Raw genomic sequence first — 21642 nt, forward strand, 5'->3', positions numbered from 1 at the left:
TCATGCAAACTGAATTAATGACTCAATTAGTGTTAATTTTCCCGGAAATTTTAATAGCGTTAGGTGCCGTCGTATTGCTTTTAATTGGCGTTTATTCTGGTTCGCGCTCCTATTTGACTGTGACTGGTTTAGCGATTGCCCTTCTTGTAGCGACTATCGTCGTGATCGTCATTTTTCCTCAAAATGGGTCATTTCAAACCAATGCGCTTATTATAGATTCTTTCAGTCGTTATATGAAGGTTTTAACTCTCATTGCGGCGCTTTTTTCTCTCATTATGTCGGTTGGTTTTACCTGCACTCAAAAATTTGATACATTCGAATTTCCAGTGTTAGTTCTTTTAGCAATTCTCGGCATGATGTTCATGATTTCTGCGGGTAATATGCTGTCACTTTACATGGGGTTGGAGTTACAATCTCTTGCTTTGTACGTTCTGGCTGCGATTAACCGCGACAATGTGAAGTCTTCTGAAGCAGGTATTAAATATTTTGTTTTGGGAGCTCTGTCTTCAGGATTGCTGCTTTATGGTGTTTCTTTGCTTTATGGTTTTACTGGCCAAATTGGTTTTCACGAAATTGCAGTTACTTTGAAAAATGAAGATATGAAATTAGGTGTTATTTTTGGAATTGTCTTTATTTTGGCTGGCTTAGGCTTTAAAATCTCTGCAGTTCCGTTTCATATGTGGACCCCTGATGTTTATGAGGGGGCGCCGACGCCTGTTACAGCATTTTTTGCTGTTGCTCCCAAAATTGCTGCGATGTCTTTGATGGTTCGTACCGTTGTTGTGGCTTTTGTTCCATTAAGTTCCGGTCCTGATGGTGTTATGCCTGCATGGCAGCAGATTTTGATATTCATGGCAGTTGCGTCTGTGATTCTTGGTGCATTTGCAGCGATTGGCCAGAGCAATATTAAGCGTTTAATGGCGTATTCCTCGATTAGTCACATCGGATACGCGCTCATTGGTCTGGCTGCTGGAGATGTGCTTGGGATAAAAAGCGTGATCCTTTATATGACTATTTATCTCGGTATGACACTTGGCTCATTTGCTTTTATTCTTGGAATGCGGTCGAGCAGTGAAAATATTGAAAATATTTATGATCTCTCGGGGTTGATAAAGACTAATCCTTTTATGGCTGTTGTGATGACAATACAGCTTTTTTCTCTGGCAAGTATACCGCCTATGGCTGGTTTTTTTGGGAAGTGGTATACATTTTCTGCCGCTGTCAATGCTGGTTTTGTCCCGTTTGTTATCGTTGGTATGGTTGCATCCGTTATTGGAGCTTTTTACTATTTACGGATTGTCAAAATTATGTGGTTTGATGATGAGAAGATTGGTTGTTTTATTTTGTCGACCGAGCTTCGGTTTTGTCTTGGTTTTTTTGCGTTATTTACTCTATTTTACATGTTCTTTGGGTCCTGGTTTTCTGAATTAGCAGAAAAAGCCGCAGTTGCGTTATTTTAGCGAATATGACTTATGTTTTGTCAGATTTTGCGCGGGAGCAAGGATATGTTGTCGAGTCGCATGAAGTTGTTGATTCGACAAATTCTGTTGCGCGAAAAAGGGCGTATGTAGGTCATTTGGGTCGTCTTTGGATTGTAGCGAGAGAGCAGTTACAGGGAAAAGCAAGAAGGGGAAGGGCGTGGTATAGTCCGAAAGGAAATCTGTATTCTAGCCTTTTGTTGGTTGATGATACCGTTCATAAAACTGCTGCTCAGTTTGGTTTTGTTGCCGGAGTTAGTGTGGCAGAAACAATAAGAGAGTTTATAAAAGATAAAAAACAAGTGAATGATATCATTAGCTTAAAATGGCCAAATGATATATTGTTAAAGGGGGCTAAGAGTTCGGGAATCTTGCTTGAAAGTTTTGAGGTAACGTCACAACGGTATGCGTTAGTTATTGGTATTGGAATAAATGTGAGTCACCATTGCGAAAATGCGCCATATCCCACTTCAAGTTTGAAAAATATTGGCCTTCACGTTGATGTGAAGCAGTTGTTTACAGTTTTGACTGAATATTTTTCTAAAAATTATCTCCTTTGGAAACAACCAGGGGGAAGAAGTGTGATCCGTAAAAAGTGGCTCTCGTATTCAGCTCATCTTGGGAAGCATGTCAAAATAGTCAATGATAAAAAAATTATCGAAGGTGTTTTTGATGGTCTTGACAGTGATTTTAACTGCATCATAAAGCAGAACAGTGGTCGGCGGGCAGTCGTAACGACCGGGGATGTTCATTTTGGTTCGGCAGCTTCTGTTAGCGCGAGCCGTCGTTGATTTATAAAATTATGAAATTTTATCTTGCCACTGAATTATTTAATTCTTTAGGAGAAGTTTATGGTTGCGGCTAATGGAAATGAATTCACTTTTTTACCGTTCGGGGGAGTAGGTGAAATAGGGATGAATTTAGCTGCTTATAGCTTTGGTTCTCTGGATTTTCGTGAATGGCTGCTTGTTGATATGGGGGTTAGTTTTGCTGGTCCTGAGTTACCGGGCGTAAATCTTATTTTGCCAGATATTCGTTTTTTGGAGAGCGAAAAGCACAATATACGCGGCCTCGTTTTGACGCACGCTCACGAAGATCACTACGGCGCCGTCCTCGATTTATGGCCAAGGCTTAAAATCCCACTTTACTGCACTCCTTTTACGGCAGGATTATTAGAGGGCAAAAATCAATCAGATTTCGGATCATATAAAATTCCGTTAAATATTTTTCGAGCAGGCGATTGTTTTCAGGTTGGCTCTTTTTCTGTTGAAGCCATTGCAGTTAACCATTCTATTCCCGAATCCGTGTCCCTGGCAATTACAACATCTTTAGGCACTATCATCCATACTGGCGACTGGAAAATTGATCGTACGCCTTCGCTTGGAGACGCAACAGATGAAAAACGATTTCGCGTCTTAGGAAAAAAAGGTGTTTTGGCGTTGCTTTGTGATTCTACTAATGCGTGCCGGGATAGTGTATCGCCATCTGAGCGAGAGATTCAGGGAAGCCTTTCTGAAGTTTTTTCAAAAGCTGAGGGGCAGATTGCTGTCGTAACTTTTGCATCTAATATTGCTCGAATACGTTCAATCGCTCTTGCAGCTGAAACTGCTGGGCGCAAAGTTCTCGTTGTTGGACGCTCCCTTAAGAGAAGTATCGCAGTTGCACAAGAACTCGGTTATATGAGTGGCTTAGCGCCATTCATTACAGAAGAAGATTACGGTTATATTTCGCGAAAAGATATTGTTTTGATCGTAACGGGTAGTCAGGGTGAGCCGCGTGCAGCTTTGGCAAAATTGTCACGGAAAGAAATGGGTCATATCGCGCTTTCGGCCGGTGATACTGTCATTTATTCGTCTAGAACAATTCCAGGAAATGAAAAAGCTATCATTGAAATACAGAACCGCTTTATAGATTTGGGGGTTAAAATTATTACGAATAATGATGCACTGACACACGTTTCGGGTCATCCTTATCGTTCAGAGCTTTTACAGATGTACGATTGGGTGAAACCACGGATACTTGTTCCTGTACACGGTGAATCGATTCATATTGCTTCTCAAGCAAATTTAGCACGCCAAGCGGGTATTAAAACCGTTGTTGATATCAGAAACGGGAGTATGTTGCGTCTCGCACCAGAGCCTGTAGAGGTTGTTGATCAAATTTCTGTTGGGCGTATTTACAAGGATGGTTGCCTCATTGGTGATGAAGATGAGCTGGGAATTCGTGAGCGTCGAAAATTAAGTTACGCTGGTTATGTTGCTGTTTCTTTTCAAATGGATAGCAGGCATGATCTTTTTGGTGATATTTGTTTGACCACATTTGGTTTACCTGAAAATGATGGAAAGGGTAAGATTCTAAAAAATGTGCTTTTAGACGTCGTCGAAAATACCATTCATAGTATTCCGCGTGCCACGCGAAAAAATAATGAACTTATTCGAGAAGCGGTGCGGCGTGCGGTAAGAGCATCAGTTAATGCAATATGGCAAAAAAAACCTGTTTGCACAGTTTTTTTGCATCGATCCAAATAAGATATTTTGGTGTCATGTGATCTCTTTTTGATTAAAGAAATAGAAGGAGCTTGTTAGGTTGTCTTATTGCTGAAACATGATCAACAAAAAATAGAGTACATAAATTTCTTAATAATGTGGTTACTATGCTTGAAAGTATTCAGAATGTAGTTATAGATCGGTGCGTAGTATATTTTGAATTGTTTCGACGTGGTGTATTTGGTTAGGAGTTAATTACTTCAATGCGTCTTTCTCGATATTTCCTCCCTATTTTAAAAGAAAATCCTAAAGAAGCAGAAATTGTCTCTCATCGCCTCATGTTGCGTGCGGGTATGATTCGCCAGCAGGCATCAGGGATTTACTCTTGGCTACCCTTAGGTAAAAAAGTTCTTGATAAAGTTTGTAAAATTATTCGTGAAGAGCAGGAGCGGGCTGGTGCTATAGAAGTATTGATGCCCACTATTCAATCCGCTGATCTTTGGCGTGAAAGCGGTCGTTACGATGATTATGGTCTAGAAATGTTGCGTATCAAAGACCGTCAGGGGCGTAATTTACTCTACGGTCCAACCAACGAAGAAATGATAACAGATATTTTTCGTTCATACGTTCGTTCTTATAAGGATCTTCCGCTTAATTTGTATCATATTCAATGGAAATTTCGTGATGAAATCCGTCCACGCTTTGGTGTTATGCGTTCCCGGGAATTTTTAATGAAAGATGCTTATTCATTTGATTTTGATCATGAAAGTGCAAAGACATCTTATCACCGTATGTTCGTAGCTTATTTACGCACTTTTTCACGCATGGGCTTAAAAGCAATTCCTATGCGTGCTGATACGGGTCCTATAGGCGGTGAACTTAGTCATGAGTTCATTATCTTAGCAAATACAGGTGAGAGCGCTATATTTTGTGACAAGAGGTTTCTAGAACTTACTATTCCGCGCGCCGATGTTGATTTTACTGATAAGGTTGCTTTAGCCGACATTGTGAGAGAATGGACGTCTTTTTATGCAGCTACGGAGGAAATGCATAATGAAGAGGAATGGGCTGAGGTTTCCGAAAACAATCGTTTATCTACTCGTGGCATTGAAGTTGGGCATATTTTTTATTTTGGTACAAAATATTCTGGCCCAATGGGAGCAAAAATTATGGGGCAGGATGGAAAAGAGCATATGGTCTCTATGGGATCTTATGGAATTGGTCCTTCGCGTCTTGTTGCCGCGATCATTGAGGGTTCTCACGATGAAAATGGTATCGTTTGGCCAAAATCAGTGGCACCGTTTGATTTTGGTATTGTCAATATGAATCCAGACGACGAAAAATGTACTTGCACGTGTGAGACTCTTTATCAAGCAGCAATTAATGCTGGTCTCGATCCATTATTGGATGACAGAAATGAGCGCCCTGGATCAAAGTTTGCGGTGATGGATCTAATTGGTGTGCCGACGCAAATCATTGTTGGTCCCAAAAATGCCGCGCAAAACGAAGTTGACGTTAAAGATCGAAAAACGAATGTAAAAAAAATCTTAAAAGTTGAAGAAGTACTCAATCAATTTTCTACTATTTGACGGACGATGTATGGACAATGTTATGAATAGGTTGAGGAATGAGTGGTTTTCATCTTATGAATGGATGATAGCTTTTCGTTATATGATGCCGAATAGAAAACATGTGGTTGCGTCCGTTATTTCAATTATTTCTTTAATTGGAATTATGCTGGGGGTATTCGCTTTGGTCGTTGTTATGGCTGTGATGAATGGTTTTCATACAGAGCTTCTCAGCCGTATCCTTGGTATGAACGGACATCTTATCGTACAAACAGCTGATTCTGGTTTTTCGGATTATAACTCTCTTATTCCTTCTTTAGAATCCGTGAATGGCGTAAAATTTGTTCTTCCCGTTGTTGAAGGTCAAGCACTTGTGCAGGGTGAATTTGAGGGCGGTTCTGGTGCTTTGGTTAGAGGTGTACGTAAACGAGATTTAGAAAAACTTAAGATGGTATATCGAAATATAAAGTTTGGTACTCTTTCTAAATTCGATGAAGAAGAGGGGGTTGCGATCGGAAGCGGTTTGGCAGCGAAATTGGGGCTTACAATAGGGAGCGATCTCCGTATCATTACGCCAGAAGGCGATGTAACCCCTTTTGGAGTTACGCCGCGTGTTAAGGCCTATAAGGTTATCGCAATTTTTGAGGTTGGTATGTCTGAGTATGACTCAATATTCGTTTTTATGCCTCTTCGACAAGCGCAAATGTTTTTTAATTTAGAAGATAAGATAAAATCTTTAGAATTATTTTTGGATGATCCAGATGCTGTCGATCAGATAAAGCCGTTGATAGAAAAAGTCGTTAATAAGCAAGTCTATTTAGTTGATTGGCGCACACGCAATCAAGCTTTTTTTTCAGCTTTGCAGATTGAGCGGAATGTTATGTTTTTTATTCTTTCCCTTATCATTCTCGTTGCTGCTCTAAATATTACTTCGGGGCTTATTATGCTAGTAAAAGACAAAAGCCACGATATTGCAATTCTGCGTACGATGGGAGCGCGTAAAAACGCGATTCTGCGTATCTTTATTGCAACTGGGATGATGATTGGATTTATTGGAACAATATTAGGTCTGATTTTAGGTATTATCGCTGCTGCAAATATCGAGCATATTCAGAATTTCATATCTTGGCTATTTAATGTTGATGTCTTTAATCCTCAGTTATACTTTTTAACAAAATTGCCAGCACGAATTGAGTGGAGTCAGACGGTTGTGGTTGCTATAATGTCTTTATGTCTGTCGTTTCTTGCTGCGCTCGTTCCGGCGTGGCGGGCTGCTAGATTAGATCCGGTGCAAGCTCTAAGGTACGAGTGATGGCAGCTATTTTAGAGCTTGTTGAGATTGATCAGTGTTTTTTCGAGAGTGGGAAACCTTTGGTTATCTTGGATAAGGCTAATTTCACTCTTAATCGTGGGGAGCTCGTGGCGCTTGTTGCACCATCTGGTGTTGGAAAATCTACTCTTCTCCATATTGCTGGGTTGTTGGAAAGACCAACAGCGGGTGATGTGGTGTTACGGGGGGTTGTTTGTACAAAGCGTCCTGATGATGAGAGGACAGAAATCAGGAGAAATGATATTGGTTTTGTTTATCAATTTCACCATTTACTTCCAGAATTCACAGCCTTGGAAAATGTCATGATACCACAAATGATAGCTGGATTAAAAAAGTCCGTAGCGGAGGATCGTGCGTTTAAACTATTGACATACTTGCGTGTTTCTCATCGCGCCAGACATCGTCCATCGGAATTATCGGGCGGTGAGCAACAGCGTGTTGCTATTGCGCGTGCGATAGCAAATGCTCCTTCAGTTCTTTTAGCCGATGAGCCTACTGGAAATCTCGATCCTATAACCTCAGCTTACGTATTTCAAGCTTTGTCTGTGCTTGTCCGTCAATCGGGGCTCTCTGCCCTTGTTGCGACGCATAATTACTCTTTGGCTAAGCAAATGCATCGCAGAATTACACTAAAAGAAAGAAAGATTATTGAATTGCCTTAAGGCGAGGTAAAAAATTTGTTTTGTAAATTGGTATTGTATTGATATTATTTTTCGCCTACTAAGGAGCTTTTTATGACGGGTTTTGTCGTTGGCGGGAGTCGGTTGAGCGTGCGTCGTCGCAGATTGGTTTTTCGTGCGTGGCATCGGGGGATTCGTGAAATGGATTTAATTTTAGGGAGCTATGTGGACGCTCATATTGCTAATATGAGTGGTGAGGCTGTCTCTGAGCTTGAGTACATTATGTCCTTTGATGATCGCGACTTGTTTATGTGGATTACTGGGGAGATTTCACCACCGTCTGAAATTATTAATAGTCCACTTTTTCACGACATTGTAAATTATCGTGTTTACACAAGTTCAAATTGATCCTTATGCCTCTATTTAAAAAAATTGTCGTTCCCAAAAGTATTTCTACTTTCATGGTTTTTGACGGGGTCGCTGATGGATTTGAAGCTTTTGCGCTTATTAAATTGAGTTCAGAAGTCGCGAAAAATAAGCCGCTTGTTTACGTCGTTCGTGATGGAACTAATATTCCTTGTCTACAACAGATTTTAAATTTCATTGAACCAAATTTGCCTGTTATTCAATTTCCTGCTTGGGATTGTTTGCCTTATGACCGCGTGTCGCCCGGAGTTTCTGTTATGGCACGTCGATTATCGGCTTTGGCGCGTATATTAGATCTTTGTAAAAATCCGCGTTCTGCCATCATATTAACAACAGCAAATGCAATTATGCAAAAACTGCCTCCCAAGAATATAATTGAAGATCAGGTTTTCCGCGCGCGTGTTGGACAAAATATTAACGTGGAACATTTAATTCAATCTCTGGAGTCTAGGGGGTTTGAGCGCGTCACGGTTGTTCGTGATGTCGGTGAGTTCGCTGTGAGGGGGGATATCATTGACATTTTTTCTCCCATGGATATCAAGCCTCTACGTCTTGATTTTTTTGGAGATACTCTAGAGAATATACGTGTATTCGATACTGCTACACAAAGAACGACAAGCCAAAGAACTGGATTGTTATTACAGTCGATGAGTGAGGTTATTCTTGCTCCTGAGTTTGTTAGTAAATTTAAAAGCAATTACGTCCGCGAGTTTGGTGTATCACAGAAAAATAATATGCTTTACAAAGCAATTTCTCAAGGGCGGCGTTTTTCTGGTATGGAGCATTGGTTACCGTTTTTTTATGAAAAACTTGACACTTTTTTTGATTATTGCTGTGATTTTACCGTTGTTTTTCAAAACCTTGTAGAAGAAGCCCTAATAGAGCGTTATCGTCTTATTGAAGATTATTACGCTACCCGTAAAGAACACGAAAATGACGAAGAAAGTTCTGCTTTTTATCATCCTGTGAAGCCTAACCTTCTTTATCTAACGCCAAACTCTATTTTAGAGCGAGCACAACAATTTGTGCAGCGTATTGATTTCACACCTTTTAATGCTCCGCAAATTCCGGGACGAACGATTGTGCACGCAAATGTTAAACCGGGGTATAATTTTGTAAAAGAGCGTAGTGTGCAGGAAAAAAGCGTCTTTTCAAGCGTAATTGACCACATTGCTTCGTTACATGCTTCTGGTAAAAAAGTACTTTTAGCTTTCTGGAGTGAAGGGTCTCTCGATCGTTTATTACAAGTTTTTTGTGATCACGGATTGACAAAGGTAAATATTGCAAAGTCATTAGAAAATATCAGGGAAATGCCATACGATTGTGTATCTGCGGCCGTTATAATGATTGAGCATGGTTTTGAAACCGAGGATTTCGTTATTATAACAGAACAGGATATTCTGGGAGATAGATTCATAAGGTCGCCAAGACAGCGCAAACGTAATGCTACAAATTTCATTTCTGAAGTCGCTGCTTTAAATTCTGGCGATATAGTTGTGCACCTTGATCATGGTATCGGGCAATTTGTTGGTCTTAAAACCATTATGACAACCGGAATTTTGAGGGATTGTTTAGAAGTCAAATATGCGGGAGGCGATCGACTTTTTTTACCGGTTGAAAATATCGAACTCCTCTCACGTTATGGAGCGGAGGGGACAGACGTAATCCTAGATAAGTTAGGTGGTGTCGCTTGGCAGGCACGTAAAGCACGGCTGAAAAAATATTTATTAGAAATAGCGGGACAATTGGTCCGCGTGGCTGCGGAGCGCGCTGTACGTTCTGCACCTATTTTAGTTCCAGAAAACGGGTTATTTGATGAATTTGTTGCATGTTTTCCTTATGAAGAGACGGAAGATCAAATGGATGCAATCGATGCTGTATTATGTGATATGGCATCAGGAAAGCCAATGGATCGTTTGATATGTGGAGATGTCGGCTTTGGAAAAACCGAAATCGCCATTAGGAGCGCTTTTGTTGCGGCGTTGGGGGGATATCAGGTTGCTGTTGTTGTGCCGACCACTTTGCTTTCACGACAGCATTACAAGACTTTTCTCTCACGCTTTCAAGGAGTACCTGTTAAAATTGGTCATGTTTCAAGGCTCGTGGATGCTAAAGAGCTAGCAAGGGTTAAAAAAGGAATTTCAGATGGTACTATTGATATCGTTATTGGAACGCACGCGTTACTGAGTAATGCGGTCAATTTTTCGCGCTTGGGGCTCCTTATTATTGATGAGGAACAGCATTTTGGAGTAAAGCATAAAGAGCGCCTAAAGGAACTTAAGAGTGACATTCATGTTCTTACGCTTTCAGCGACACCAATTCCAAGAACTTTAGGATTAGCATTATCGGGAGTACGTGAACTTTCATTGATAACGACTCCACCCGTTGATAGAATGGCGGTGCGCACTTTTATTTCGCCTTTCGATTCGCTCGTCGTACGAGAGACGTTGCTCCGAGAATATTACCGCGGTGGACAAAGTTTTTACGTTTGCCCCCGTATTTCGGATCTTGCTTTTGTGGAAGAATATCTAAAGACGTATGTGCCGGAGCTTAAATTTGTTGTAGCTCATGGGCAGATGCCAGCTGTACAACTTGATGATATTATGAATGCGTTTTACGATGGCCAATACGATGTTTTAGTGTCGACAACTATCATTGAATCTGGTCTTGATATTCCAACGGCTAACACGTTAATTGTGCATCGCGCTGAGATGTTTGGTTTATCTGCACTCTATCAATTGCGGGGTAGAGTAGGGCGCTCAAAGCAGCGTGCTTATGCGCTGTTTACGTTTCCTTCTGGTAAAATTTTAACCCCTGCTGCTGATCGTCGTCTTAAAGTTTTGCAGTCTCTTGACACTCTGGGAGCCGGTTTTCAATTGGCAAGTCATGATATGGATATTCGCGGTTCGGGCAATTTTTTAGGCGAAGAGCAATCAGGACATATCAAAGAAGTTGGATTCGAATTATATCAAAAGATGCTCAAAGAGGCTGTTGCTGATTTAAAAGATGGTAAGATAAACGGGGACGAGCAATGGTCACCTCAAATCTCTCTTGGTGTAACAGTCATGATACCGGAAAGTTTCGTACCTGATTTGTCGTTGCGTATTGGCCTTTATCGCCGTTTAACAGAGCTAGATAATCTAGAACAGATCAATGAATTTGGGGCTGAATTAATTGATCGTTTTGGTCCTTTGCCGCCTGAAGTTCGATATCTTCTTAAAGTTTTTCATATAAAAATATTATGTCGAAAGGCGCATGTAGAAAAACTGGATGCTGGACCAAAGGGAATTGTTGTGCAGTTTCGTGATAATTATTTTAAAAACGGTGTTGCTCTTGTTCAATGGATTGGAAAACAGGGCGCGATGGCAAAAATCCGACCAAACCAGAGTATCGTTCTTATTCGCAATTGGGCGACGATAGACGAGAAACTCACCGGGTCCGCAAATATCATGGCACAACTTGCAGAAATGTCTGAATGATGACGACTATGATAATATTACTCTATTTAACAAATTTGTACCGTATATAATTACAGACATTGAAAAAAATTTTTTGATGAGCGTTTGCCATTATCAAACGGTAATTTCATAATTAGGAGTAACCTGATGTGGTGTTTCTGTAAAAAAGTTGTTCATTCACGCCACCAAGCTGGAAGGCGGTATCCGTAAAGTGGGGTATAAGTAGGGTGCTTAATATATGACCAACGGGCTATCCACTGCTTAGGCAAATGGTAAAGTGGTATGTAGTAACTTCCAGAAATAAGAATCCTATCCAAAGCACGAACCGCTGCGATAAAATCAACATCTGAACGTGAATCGAGCATGGCTGCTATCATCGCGTCTACAGCGGGATCGGCTACTCCGGCAAAATTAAAACTCCCTTTTAAATTTTGAGAAATTGATCCCCAGCGATTTGTTTGTTCATTTCCTGGCGATAGGGAGTTTCGTAATCTTCCAATAATCATATCGTAATCAAACATCCCCAGGCGACTTTGATATTGACTGTCGTCGACGGTTCTTATTTCTGCGTAGATGCCGAGTCGTAACAAAGTACTTTGAAATGCCAGTGCGATTTTCTCTTCCTCAAGCGATCTGGTCATGATCTCAAACTGGAAAGGTAGACCATTGGGGAGAACAACCATACCGTTTTTTTTGGTAAAACCAGCTTTCTGTAAAAGTTTCCAAGCCCTTTGAATAGCCAACCTATCCATCCCTGATCCATCTGTTTTCGGTACACGCCAACTCCCGTCCATCACCTCAGGAAGAACGGCGTCAGGATAAGGTGCTAAAAGCAATTCTTCTTTTTTGCTCGCAGGCCTTCCGATTGCTGAAAGAACAGATCCGTCCCAATAACCCTCTGTCCTAGTATAGACGTTATTGAACAAATGGCGATTGGTCCATTCAAAATCAAAAAGCATCGATAATGCTTGTCTTACTCTTTTGTCTTTAAAAATAATGCGGCGTGTGTTAAAAACAAATCCCATGACGTCAGCTGGTGTTCCCTTTGAAAAGCTTTCCTTGATAATCCGCCCTTCACGAACGGCGGGGAAATTATAAGAGTGTTTCCAGCGGCTTGGGTTTGTTTCAATGAAAATGTCAATAATGCCTTTTTTAAAGGCTTCAAAGCGCGCTGTATCGCTGCGAAAATACTCGATTTGAATGGTATCAAAGTTATTTAGTCCTTTATTAATGGAGAGATCTTTTCCCCAATAATCAGGATTACGTTTGTAAATTATCCGTTCTCCTGGATCAACACGCTCAATGACGTAAGGGCCACTTCCTAGAATTTTATCTAAACCATTCTTCTCAAAATCGTCAGCATTGATAGTGTGCTTTGGCAAAATGGGCATTACACTTGCTAAAAGAAGTGGAAACTCACGATCTTTCGAATGTGGAAAATATATTTTTACACCGTTATTTCCAATTTTTTCAGTAGATTCTATGCGTTTCATATACTGATTAAACGGAAGTCTTCCCTTATCCTTGAGGAGTTCTATCGTGAATAAGACGTCGTCGGGGGTTATCGGTTTTCCATCAGAAAATCGCGCTTCTGGGTTAAGAAAGAAGGTAATTTCGGTACGTTCGTCATTTAATTCAACCCTCTCTGCCAAGAGACCATAAAGCGTGAAAGCTTCATCGCGAGAACGCACCATCATTGTTTCATAAACGAGGCCGGAGAACTGTTCATCAGCGAACAGCCCCCTCGCGGTCGTTCGAAAACCACGGACAACAAATGGATTTAGTCCGTCAAATGTCCCAACGACACCGTAAGTTATTTTCCCTTTTCGGTTTGCTTCAGGAAATGCATAAGGAAGATGATCGAATTCATCTGATAATTTTGGCACTCCATGCATCGCGATACCTGCTGTTAGCGCCCCATGACTAAAAAGGAAAGTCATAAATGCAAAAATAAATTTAAAATGGCGGTATTTATAAAATAACATAAAAGCCCACTTTAAGCATGTTGCAATATCGATTCGTTTGTGTAATTTTACTTTATGTATTAGGGTATTTTGTAGATAAATATTGTACAAATAGCTGCTGTGATAAAGGGGGCACGTGGGGATTCGTAGGAGCTTTTTTGGTTTGTTGTGGTGTTTTTTTCTGAATTGAATTTTTTTTTGGAGTAAGAAGCACGTAAGCGGGTGCTGTGTTGTTGGTTTAAGCGAATACACCAGAAGGATGTACGTGATGTTCCTAACAGCAGGGCCTTTGTAAAAATATGTTGAAAGGATTAACTAAGTTATGTTGCACAAAAATGTCTATTCTGCTATTTCGGTACTAGCTGGGGGTGCAGCTTTGTTTTTCGCGGTTCATATTCCTGTAAATGCGCAGACTTTGTCTCAAGGCTGGTACAAGGTTTGCAGTAAGCAGCATGACGTTGATATTTGTAATACGATGAACACTGTTGTATCAAGTACGGGCCAGCCTTTAACAGCTTTTAATCTGGTAGAGATAAAAGGAAAACAAAATGAGAGGCGTATAGGGATTCAGGTCCCCACAGGTCGCTTTTTGCCAGAAGGTGTTCGCATTCAAATTGGAGATAATTTTTCTAAAAAAGTTCCTTACATTATTTGTAATGGGCCGAGTTGTATTGCCAATGATATTTTAGACGATAAGCTTGTTGCGGCTATGAAAAACGGCACAAAAATGACTGTAACCACGGTTAATTTCCGGGGGTCTGCTAATCCTATTGAGTTTTCTTTAAATGGATTTACGGCTGCGTATACAGGTCCTGGTATGGAAGAAAAAGATTTTCAACAAGAACAAATAAAGTTGCAACAAGTTATCCAATCAAAGCAAAAAGAGATTGAAGATCGTATGAGGGCTGAACAAGAAAAAGCCAAACATGAACGATAGAATGGGGCGAGGGGGAAGCGAGAGGCTTTTCGCGTTCTGCTGTTTATTTTGCCACAAATCACTTTGTGGCAATTTTTTTGCACTTAATTTTTAGAACGAATTCTGCGTTTCCACCAGCCGATACGTTTGGTTTTTGGAGAATCAACACCACTAGACATTGCTTCAACGTCATTAAATGTTGATGAAGAGATAACAGATTGGTTGGACACTCCTTCATTTTCTACGGGGGAAGGATTGGGAATTCTCTCTGTTACGGGTGTGGGTTCTTGCTCTAATATCTTCTTTACTTGCATTGATTTTTCAGCATTCGATTTTTTCTGTGCTCTACGCGTTACTTTTTTAGCTTTTTCAGAAGATTCTTGTACCACTTCACGCACAGGGTCCTCTGCTTCCTTTTTTTCAGTTTTTTGTTCTACATCCACTGTAGTTTCTTTTTCAAAAAAGTTTTGTATTTTTGTATTTTGATTGTTATCGGAAGTCTGTTTACTTTTTGTTGTTCTTGCAGGAACTGCTTTACGCTTTTTGGGCTTAGTGGTTGAATTAGTGCCTGCAATTTCACTTTTTTGTGTAACCAAAGATTGTATTTCATTTTTAATTTCTTCAGGTTCAACGGATTGGACGTGGCTCTCTTCAACTCCTGGTAAATTTTGCTTGGAAAAATCTCCTACCAGCTCTGTATGAGAAATACGAGATTGGTTTAGGCTATTATCTTTGTCCGGACGACCACCGGAACGCCCTCGGCGGCGTCCTCTACGACGGGAAGCTTCTTCGCTTGAAGTGTCGTCTTTTTTATGAACAACTGAAAGAGAATTATCACTAACCTTGCTTTGACGATTTTTGCGGCAACGCCGTTGCTTTGTTTCAGTCGATGTTTTTTCCGTGTCGGATTCACTTCCTATTAGAGCTGAGGATTCATTTTTTTCCTTGCTGTTATTTTCAGATATTAATGAAGATTGAACGGCAGACTCCGCCACTGTACTTTTTGAAATGACAAGATGTTGTGTCCCTATGCTATCATCTGCTTCAATATTGATGCTGAGCTTGAAGCGTGTCTCTAGGTTAACAAGGATATTGCGTTTGTGATTTAAAACATAAAGTGCTGTTGTCGCAGGTGTACGTACGATAATATTATGCTGTGGATTATGAAGAAGATGTTCCTCAATTGAACGCATGACATGCAAAGCAATTGATGATTCAGAACGTATGCTTCCCGTCCCGTAACAATGTGGGCATTGTTGCATTGTGCTTTCTAGGACTGATATGCGAATACGTTGGCGACTCATTTCTAGAAGGCCAAAATGTGAAATGTGACCAACTTGGATGCGAGCGCGATCACTTTTTAAGCAATCTTTTAATTTTTTTTCAACCATTTTCACATTGCGTTCTTCAAACATATCAATGAAATCAATCACAATTAATCCAGCCAAATCACGTAAGCGCAATTGACGTGCTATTTCTTCTGCAGCTTCAATGTTGGTCTGTAATGCGGTTTTTTCAACTGAATGTTCTTTGGTGGAACGACCGGAATTGACATCGATGGCGACGAGTGCCTCCGTTTGATTAATAACGAGGTAACCACCGGATTTTAAAAAAACTTTTGGGTGCAACATTTTATCAAGTTGAGTTTCAATATTGTTGCGCACGAAAATAGGAATAGGGTCACGGTAAGGTTGAACGACTTTTGCGTGACTCGGCATGAGCATACGCATAAAATTTTTTGCTTCGCGATATCCTGGATCACCAGACACAAGAATTTCGTCAATATTTTTATTGTAGAGATCTCGAATGGAACGCTTGATGAGGCTACTTTCTTCATGAACGATGCATGGAGCGATTGATTTGAGTGTTAAAGTGCGAATGGTATCCCACAATCGCATGAGGTATTCGTAATCGCGCTTGACCTCTGCTTTCGTTCTATTTGCTCCGGCGGTTCGCAGAATAACTCCCATGCCTTTCGGAACTTCTAATTCTTTTACAATTTCTTTAAGACGTTTACGATCTTGTACACTCGTAATCTTTCGTGAAATACCACCCCCCCGCGCTGTATTTGGCATTAAAACAGAATAGCGACCTGCTAAAGACAAATAAGTTGTGAGTGCTGCACCTTTGTTGCCGCGCTCTTCTTTGATGACTTGTACCAACAAAATTTGACGCCGTTTAATGACTTCCTGAATTTTATATTGGCGTTCTTGCCTACGTTGATAAGTAGGAAGTTCCTCACTCACATCTTCTACACCAACCATTTCAATTTCATCGTTGGAAGTATCGTCATCAAAAACTTCTTCGACACCATCAACTGTGATTTCTTCGGATATTACGTCATTTTCAGAATTTGCTGCTGCGAGGCCGTTCTTTTCATTTTTTTTGTCTCTTCTAGAACGTTTTTTACTTTTTTTTGTTTCTTCTAAAAATCCATCTGCATAATTTTCCCGTTCTGCAGCCTTTTCTTCTTCTTCGAGGAGGGCAAGACGGTCGGCAACAGGAATTTGATAATAATCAGGATGAATTTCTGAAAATGCCAAAAAACCATGGCGGTTGCCACCATACTCCACAAAAGCAGCTTGGAGAGATGGTTCTACACGCGTAATACGCGCTAAATAAATATTTCCTTTGAGCTGTTTTTTATGTTCTGACTCAAAATCTAATTCTTCAATTTTGTTGCCATGAACAACGACAACACGTGTTTCCTCCGGGTGGGAGGCATCTATAAGCATTTTGTTTGACATAAGTTAAAATCCTAAAGGCAGCACGTACCACTTTATTCAGACGAATGCTACGATCATTCGGAAATACAAAGGGCCGTCTGCCACAAAAAAGGGGGGCCGGTACAACAGAGTGGGTAGTTACATGCGAATGCATCACAGCATATGCAGTTTCTATGATCATCACATCCACTTGTTTTATATGACTCATATTTTTATAAGTCTCCGGCAAGAAATCTCGAGAATAGTTCGGATATAGAAATCGGCGAACCTTTAATAACGCGACCCTAGCTTTTGAAGTTTGAAAACTTTTTTACCCAAAAAAAGCCCAGATGCACGATGTGCGACAAACCTCCTAAAGACAGCTTAATACGGGCTCCAGATGAACTGAATTAATACCAAAGCTGCCATCGGCTAGAAAACGTAGATATTCTTTTATGTTGATATCACGCTTTTGGCAAGTAACAATATAAATGTGCACTGTTATAATGCCCTCATGACATCAATTTAGTTTTTTGCTGTTTTTGGTTAAAAAGTTCACTATTTATAAAAAAAATCAAAATCTGGAGCATCATTTATATATGACGGGGTTGTTGTTGCTTTGGAATTTTAGAACAAGAGTACTTTATTAAAATGATAGGAAAATTTTCTGCCGAAGGTCTAAAATCAGTTCATTCGAAAGCCTGTTTTGCATGTTGCTTGCTATTCCTTTTAACGTTCCAGTCCTATGTCCAGGCTTCTGACGCTTTGAGGCTTGTTGCTTTGCGAACCATTGGTGACAGTACGCACACACGTATTATCGCAAATTTTAATAACAAGCCAAATGCACGCACGCAAATTTTGGATAGACCTGCACGTTTAATTATTAATTTGCCTACAGTAGATTTTTCGAAAAATACATCCTTAAACAAAAAGAGCTCTCCATCAGATATGATATCAGATGTGAAGTATGGTTTCTTCGATATGAAAACCTCGCGCATTGTCCTGACGAGTAAAGTTACTTTTGCCATTAAAAGAGTTACGGAGCAAAAGTTGAGAGATGGTTCATGGCAGCTTCTGATTGATATTTCACAAAGTACACAAGGAAAGAATCATAGTACTTTCAAAAATAAAGAAAACTTTAAAAAAAATACAGAGGAGAAAAGTAGAGTAAATGATTTTCGCGTCGTTCTCGATTCAGGGCATGGTGGAATCGATAGTGGTGCACTGGGAATCACTGGAATTTTAGAAAAAGATATAACGCTTGCTTTTGCACATGCATTGCGAAATGAATTAAAAAAATATCCTCATATCACTGTCGCTCTAACGCGTGATTCTGATATTTTTCTGAGATTAAGCGAGAGAGTTAAAAAAGCACAAGAATTTAATGCTGACCTTTTTGTATCTATTCATGCAGATAGCATTGATGCTTCTTTTCTTCGTGGTGCTACGGTATATACCATTTCCGATGAGGCATCTGATATGGTTGCAAAATCCTTGGCTGAAAATGAAAATAAGGTTGATCTCCTTGATGGACTTCCCGCTGAAGAGTTTATCGAAATTACAGATATCTTGATCGATCTCACCCAACGTGAAACACATGCATTTTCGGTTAATTTTGCCAATCTTGTTATCTCAAATTTACTGAAAAGTCGCATTAATTTGATAAACAACCCTCATCGATATGGTGATTTTCGAGTTTTGAAAGCTCCAGATGTACCCTCTGTCTTAATAGAGATAGGATATTTGTCAAATAAAGAGGATGAACAATTGCTAAACAGCTCCGAATGGAGAAAACAAATGGCCGCTTCTATCGCCGATTCTATTCGCCAATTTGCTGAATATAAGCAGAAAATGATGCAGCCTCCCTGATCTCGTAAGATATGGTACCGATAACAATTTTTAATATTAAAAGTAAAAATAAGAAATAATTTTAGTTTTTATGTTGGTTTAAGGGTGATTATATCTTATTTTTACGTGAGGTAGTATGTTTCTTTTGGCTGATTTTGAAGAAAGCGATATCCATTTTGATTAAGGACTTTTTTAGATATTTTCTTGAATCTGTTGTTATCATTGGGCTTTTAGGGGCTTCGGTGCAGTTCGGAATAGTAACAAGCGCTCAGGCGAGTGCGCTTCCTGATTATGAAGTTCTTTCGTTGTACGAACCGCCTGTGATGAGTCGTGTCCACGCTGCTGACGGCAGTCTCATAGCAGAATTTGCAACAAAATATCGTCTTTATTTGCCAATCCAATCTGTGCCAAAGCTTCTTAAAGAAGCTTTTATTTCTGCTGAGGATAAAAATTTTTATAGCCATTTTGGTTTGGATCCTGAGGGACTTTCTAGAGCTTTGATAAATAATATTCGCAACGTTGGTTCCGGCAAACGTCCAGAAGGAGCGTCAACCATTACACAGCAAGTTGCCAAAAATTTTCTTTTAAATTCAGACGCAACGTTTGAGCGTAAGTTTAAAGAAGCTATTTTGGCAATGCGAATTGAGAAAACTTATTCGAAAGATCATATTCTCGAACTTTATCTCAATGAAATTTACCTTGGTCGTGGTGCTTATGGCATTGCGGCGGCTTCTTTGGTCTATTTTAATAGGTCCGTTAGTGATCTTACCCTAGAACAGTGCGCTTATTTGGCTGCTCTTCCAAAGGGACCAGCAAATTACGATCCGTTTAGGCACACAAAGCGTGCTATCGATCGACGCAATTGGGTTATAGATCGGATGATTAAAAATGGATACGTGACGTTTGAGCAAGGTAAAAAAGCTAAAGAAAAGCCCTTAGGAGTATCCATACGTGACGGTGATAATCATGTTTTTACCGCTGATTATTTCGTTGAAGAAATACGTCGTAATTTAATACGGGATTATGGAGCTAAAACACTTTATGAAGGTGGGCTTTCAGTTCGCACAACACTTGATCCCCATCTACAGTTTATTGCGCGACGTGCCTTGCAAAAGGGGTTAGTTAAATTTGATCATTCACAAGGATGGCGTGGAGCCTATAAACATATAGATAAAAAAGGTGATTGGGGTTTAGCACTTGCAAATATTCCAGGATTAAATGATGTTCCAGAGTGGCGGTTGGCGGTTGTTCTTTCGGTTAGTGCAAACAAAATAGAAATTGGCTTACAACCGCAGTATGAATCCTCAGGATTGTTATCAAAAAAACGGGAAATTGCTGTTTTGTCCGAGGACGATTCAAAATGGGCACTAAAATCTGCTCATGAGAATGAAGACCAGAAAATTTCTGAAAACTTATCTCATGTTTTGCGGGTTGGAGATGTTGTTTTTGTCGAAAAAGTATCCAACACAGGGCATGCTTATCGCCTGCAACAAATCCCTAAGGTTGAAGGTGCGCTCATTGCAATGGAACCCCGTACGGGGCGCGTTCTTGCGATGATAGGAGGCTTTTCATTTTCTAATTCTGAATTTAATCGCGCGACACAAGCTTATCGCCAGCCTGGTTCTGCTTTCAAGCCTTTTGTATATGCAGCAGCACTCGATAATGGGTATACACCTGCATCTGTCATTTTGGATGGTCCCGTTGAGGTTCGCCAGATGAATGGCGAAATTTGGCAACCCAAAAATTATGGCGGTACATTTGCAGGGCCCTCAACGCTACGTTATGGAATTGAATATTCTCGTAACCTTATGACCATACGGCTTGCTCATGATATGGGAATGCCTCTTGTTGCTGAATATGCGGAGCGTTTTGGCATTGTTGATAGACTGCGTCCTTATCTTCCTATGGCTCTAGGCGCTGCAGAAACAACAGTTTTACGGATGGTTACAGCTTATTCAGTAATTGCCAACGGAGGGCGCTCTATCAAACCATCGCTTATTGATAGAATTCAAGATCGTTATGGAAAAACCATTTATCGCCATGATGAGCGTTTGTGTGCAAACTGTAATGTTGAGTCATGGAACAATCAAAAGGAGCCAACATTGATTGATGAACGAGACCAAATTCTTGATCCTATGACAGCTTATCAGATAACCTCAATGATGGAGGGAGCCGTTCAACGTGGAACAGCTGCGCATTTACATTATCTTAAGCGACATATTGCAGCTAAAACAGGAACAACGAATGATTCTAAGGATGTGTGGTTTATGGGGTTTACTCCTGATCTTGTTGTTGGAATTTTCATTGGTTATGATCGGCCGGCTCCGTTAGGGTATGGAACAGGGAGTTCATTGGCGGCTCCTATTTTTGGTGAGTTTATGAAAGCTGCTCTGAAAAACAAACCAAATCTTCCATTTAAGATGCCGGAGGGTATGATTTTAATGCCAATTAATCGTAGGACAGGTATGCTCGCTGAAGCAGGGGATCCCAATGTTATCATAGAGGCGTTTAAACCAGGAACTGGGCCCGCTGATATATATCAAGTCATTGATGGCAGTAATTTTTTTCAAGAAGGTCTCCCTTCAACCACTATTTCTCCTCAAGTTAATAAAGCCCTTGAAAGTGGAACCGGCGGGTTGTACTGATCAGTGGATACTTTTTTGCAATGTAGTCAAATGGGTACAAAAAAATCAACTTTCTTTTGTAATGTATGTACCCTTGTAATACATATAACGGAGTGTGCTTTAAGAAACTACGGCGCACGCTATTATGTGCTGTTGTGTTGATATAAAGTATTTAATTAAAACAACAAATTAAAGTTAACAGTTAAAATTTAAAATTAA

13 protein-coding genes are annotated in these 21642 nt (G+C 40.2%); 11 read left to right on the forward strand and 2 right to left on the reverse strand.

Annotation, left to right across the window (positions count from 1 at the left end):
• The first annotated feature begins 2 nt into the window (after nt 1-2).
• The 8 genes from nuoN (at nt 3) to mfd (ending at nt 11387) form a co-directional block, all read left to right on the forward strand.
• Nucleotides 3-1460, forward strand: coding sequence for an NADH-quinone oxidoreductase subunit NuoN (gene nuoN, locus WCP75_RS03040; RefSeq protein WP_336276778.1), 1458 nt, complete (start codon nt 3-5; stop codon nt 1458-1460).
• 5 nt (nt 1461-1465) lie between these two features.
• A complete protein-coding gene (locus WCP75_RS03045) occupies nt 1466-2269 on the forward strand; it encodes a biotin--[acetyl-CoA-carboxylase] ligase (protein ID WP_336276779.1) in 804 nt (267 codons plus the stop codon).
• Between the two features lie 60 nt (nt 2270-2329).
• Entirely contained in the window at nt 2330-4006 is a 1677-nt protein-coding gene (locus WCP75_RS03050; RefSeq protein ID WP_336276780.1) for a ribonuclease J, read from the forward strand.
• Between the two features lie 221 nt (nt 4007-4227).
• Nucleotides 4228-5553 (forward strand): proline--tRNA ligase, encoded by a 1326-nt coding sequence (gene proS, locus WCP75_RS03055; RefSeq protein ID WP_336276781.1) that lies wholly within the window; start codon nt 4228-4230, stop codon nt 5551-5553.
• 22 nt (nt 5554-5575) lie between these two features.
• Nucleotides 5576-6844, forward strand: coding sequence for a lipoprotein-releasing ABC transporter permease subunit (locus tag WCP75_RS03060; protein WP_336276782.1), 1269 nt, complete (start codon nt 5576-5578; stop codon nt 6842-6844).
• The gene (locus WCP75_RS03065; protein ID WP_336276783.1) at nt 6844-7524 is read left to right on the forward strand and encodes an ABC transporter ATP-binding protein; all 681 of its coding nucleotides are present in this window, start codon (nt 6844-6846) and stop codon (nt 7522-7524) included. Before WCP75_RS03060 ends, WCP75_RS03065 begins: the two co-directional genes overlap by 1 nt.
• 72 nt (nt 7525-7596) lie before the next feature.
• Nucleotides 7597-7890, forward strand: a complete 294-nt coding sequence (locus tag WCP75_RS03070; protein WP_336276784.1) for a succinate dehydrogenase assembly factor 2 — start codon at nt 7597-7599, stop codon at nt 7888-7890.
• A gap of 5 nt (nt 7891-7895) precedes the next feature.
• Entirely contained in the window at nt 7896-11387 is a 3492-nt protein-coding gene (mfd, locus tag WCP75_RS03075) for a transcription-repair coupling factor (RefSeq protein ID WP_336276785.1), read from the forward strand.
• Nucleotides 11388-11539: 152 nt separating this feature from the next.
• On the opposite strand, the gene WCP75_RS03080 is transcribed toward mfd, so the two are convergent.
• Nucleotides 11540-13351: an extracellular solute-binding protein gene (locus tag WCP75_RS03080; RefSeq protein ID WP_442894943.1), complete on the reverse strand. Its 1812-nt coding sequence runs from the start codon at nt 13349-13351 to the stop codon at nt 11540-11542.
• Between the two features lie 301 nt (nt 13352-13652).
• Here WCP75_RS03080 and WCP75_RS03085 point away from each other — a divergent pair, with 301 nt between their 5' ends.
• Entirely contained in the window at nt 13653-14267 is a 615-nt protein-coding gene (locus WCP75_RS03085; RefSeq protein WP_336276787.1) for an invasion associated locus B family protein, read from the forward strand.
• Between the two features lie 83 nt (nt 14268-14350).
• Here the strand turns inward: WCP75_RS03085 and WCP75_RS03090 are convergent, their stop codons facing one another.
• Nucleotides 14351-16993, reverse strand: coding sequence for an Rne/Rng family ribonuclease (locus WCP75_RS03090; protein WP_336276788.1), 2643 nt, complete (start codon nt 16991-16993; stop codon nt 14351-14353).
• Nucleotides 16994-17602: 609 nt separating this feature from the next.
• Here WCP75_RS03090 and WCP75_RS03095 point away from each other — a divergent pair.
• Together WCP75_RS03095 and WCP75_RS03100 are read left to right on the forward strand one after the other, a co-directional pair.
• Complete coding sequence (locus WCP75_RS03095; protein ID WP_336276789.1) at nt 17603-18820, forward strand: N-acetylmuramoyl-L-alanine amidase; 1218 nt, start codon at nt 17603-17605, stop codon at nt 18818-18820.
• Between the two features lie 158 nt (nt 18821-18978).
• The gene (locus WCP75_RS03100) at nt 18979-21444 is read left to right on the forward strand and encodes a penicillin-binding protein 1A (protein WP_336276825.1); all 2466 of its coding nucleotides are present in this window, start codon (nt 18979-18981) and stop codon (nt 21442-21444) included.
• Nucleotides 21445-21642: the final 198 nt, after the last annotated feature.

Source organism: Bartonella numerosa, assembly GCF_037070845.1.
Taxonomy (GTDB): Bacteria; Pseudomonadota; Alphaproteobacteria; order Rhizobiales; family Rhizobiaceae; genus Bartonella.

Bases quoted from the DNA above. Each gene is read 5' to 3' on its own strand.
- WCP75_RS03065 (WP_336276783.1), top strand. From the start codon at position 6,844: ATGGCAGCTATTTTAGAGCTTGTTGAGATTGATCAGTGTTTTTTCGAG.
- mfd (WP_336276785.1), top strand. From the start codon at position 7,896: ATGCCTCTATTTAAAAAAATTGTCGTTCCCAAAAGTATTTCTACTTTC.
- WCP75_RS03050 (WP_336276780.1), top strand. From the start codon at position 2,330: ATGGTTGCGGCTAATGGAAATGAATTCACTTTTTTACCGTTCGGGGGA.
- WCP75_RS03090 (WP_336276788.1), bottom strand. From the start codon at position 16,993: ATGTCAAACAAAATGCTTATAGATGCCTCCCACCCGGAGGAAACACGT.
- proS (WP_336276781.1), top strand. From the start codon at position 4,228: ATGCGTCTTTCTCGATATTTCCTCCCTATTTTAAAAGAAAATCCTAAA.
- WCP75_RS03070 (WP_336276784.1), top strand. From the start codon at position 7,597: ATGACGGGTTTTGTCGTTGGCGGGAGTCGGTTGAGCGTGCGTCGTCGC.
- WCP75_RS03060 (WP_336276782.1), top strand. From the start codon at position 5,576: ATGAATAGGTTGAGGAATGAGTGGTTTTCATCTTATGAATGGATGATA.
- WCP75_RS03080 (WP_442894943.1), bottom strand. From the start codon at position 13,351: ATGTTATTTTATAAATACCGCCATTTTAAATTTATTTTTGCATTTATG.
- nuoN (WP_336276778.1), top strand. From the start codon at position 3: ATGCAAACTGAATTAATGACTCAATTAGTGTTAATTTTCCCGGAAATT.
- WCP75_RS03095 (WP_336276789.1), top strand. From the start codon at position 17,603: ATGATAGGAAAATTTTCTGCCGAAGGTCTAAAATCAGTTCATTCGAAA.
- WCP75_RS03085 (WP_336276787.1), top strand. From the start codon at position 13,653: ATGTTGCACAAAAATGTCTATTCTGCTATTTCGGTACTAGCTGGGGGT.
- WCP75_RS03045 (WP_336276779.1), top strand. From the start codon at position 1,466: ATGACTTATGTTTTGTCAGATTTTGCGCGGGAGCAAGGATATGTTGTC.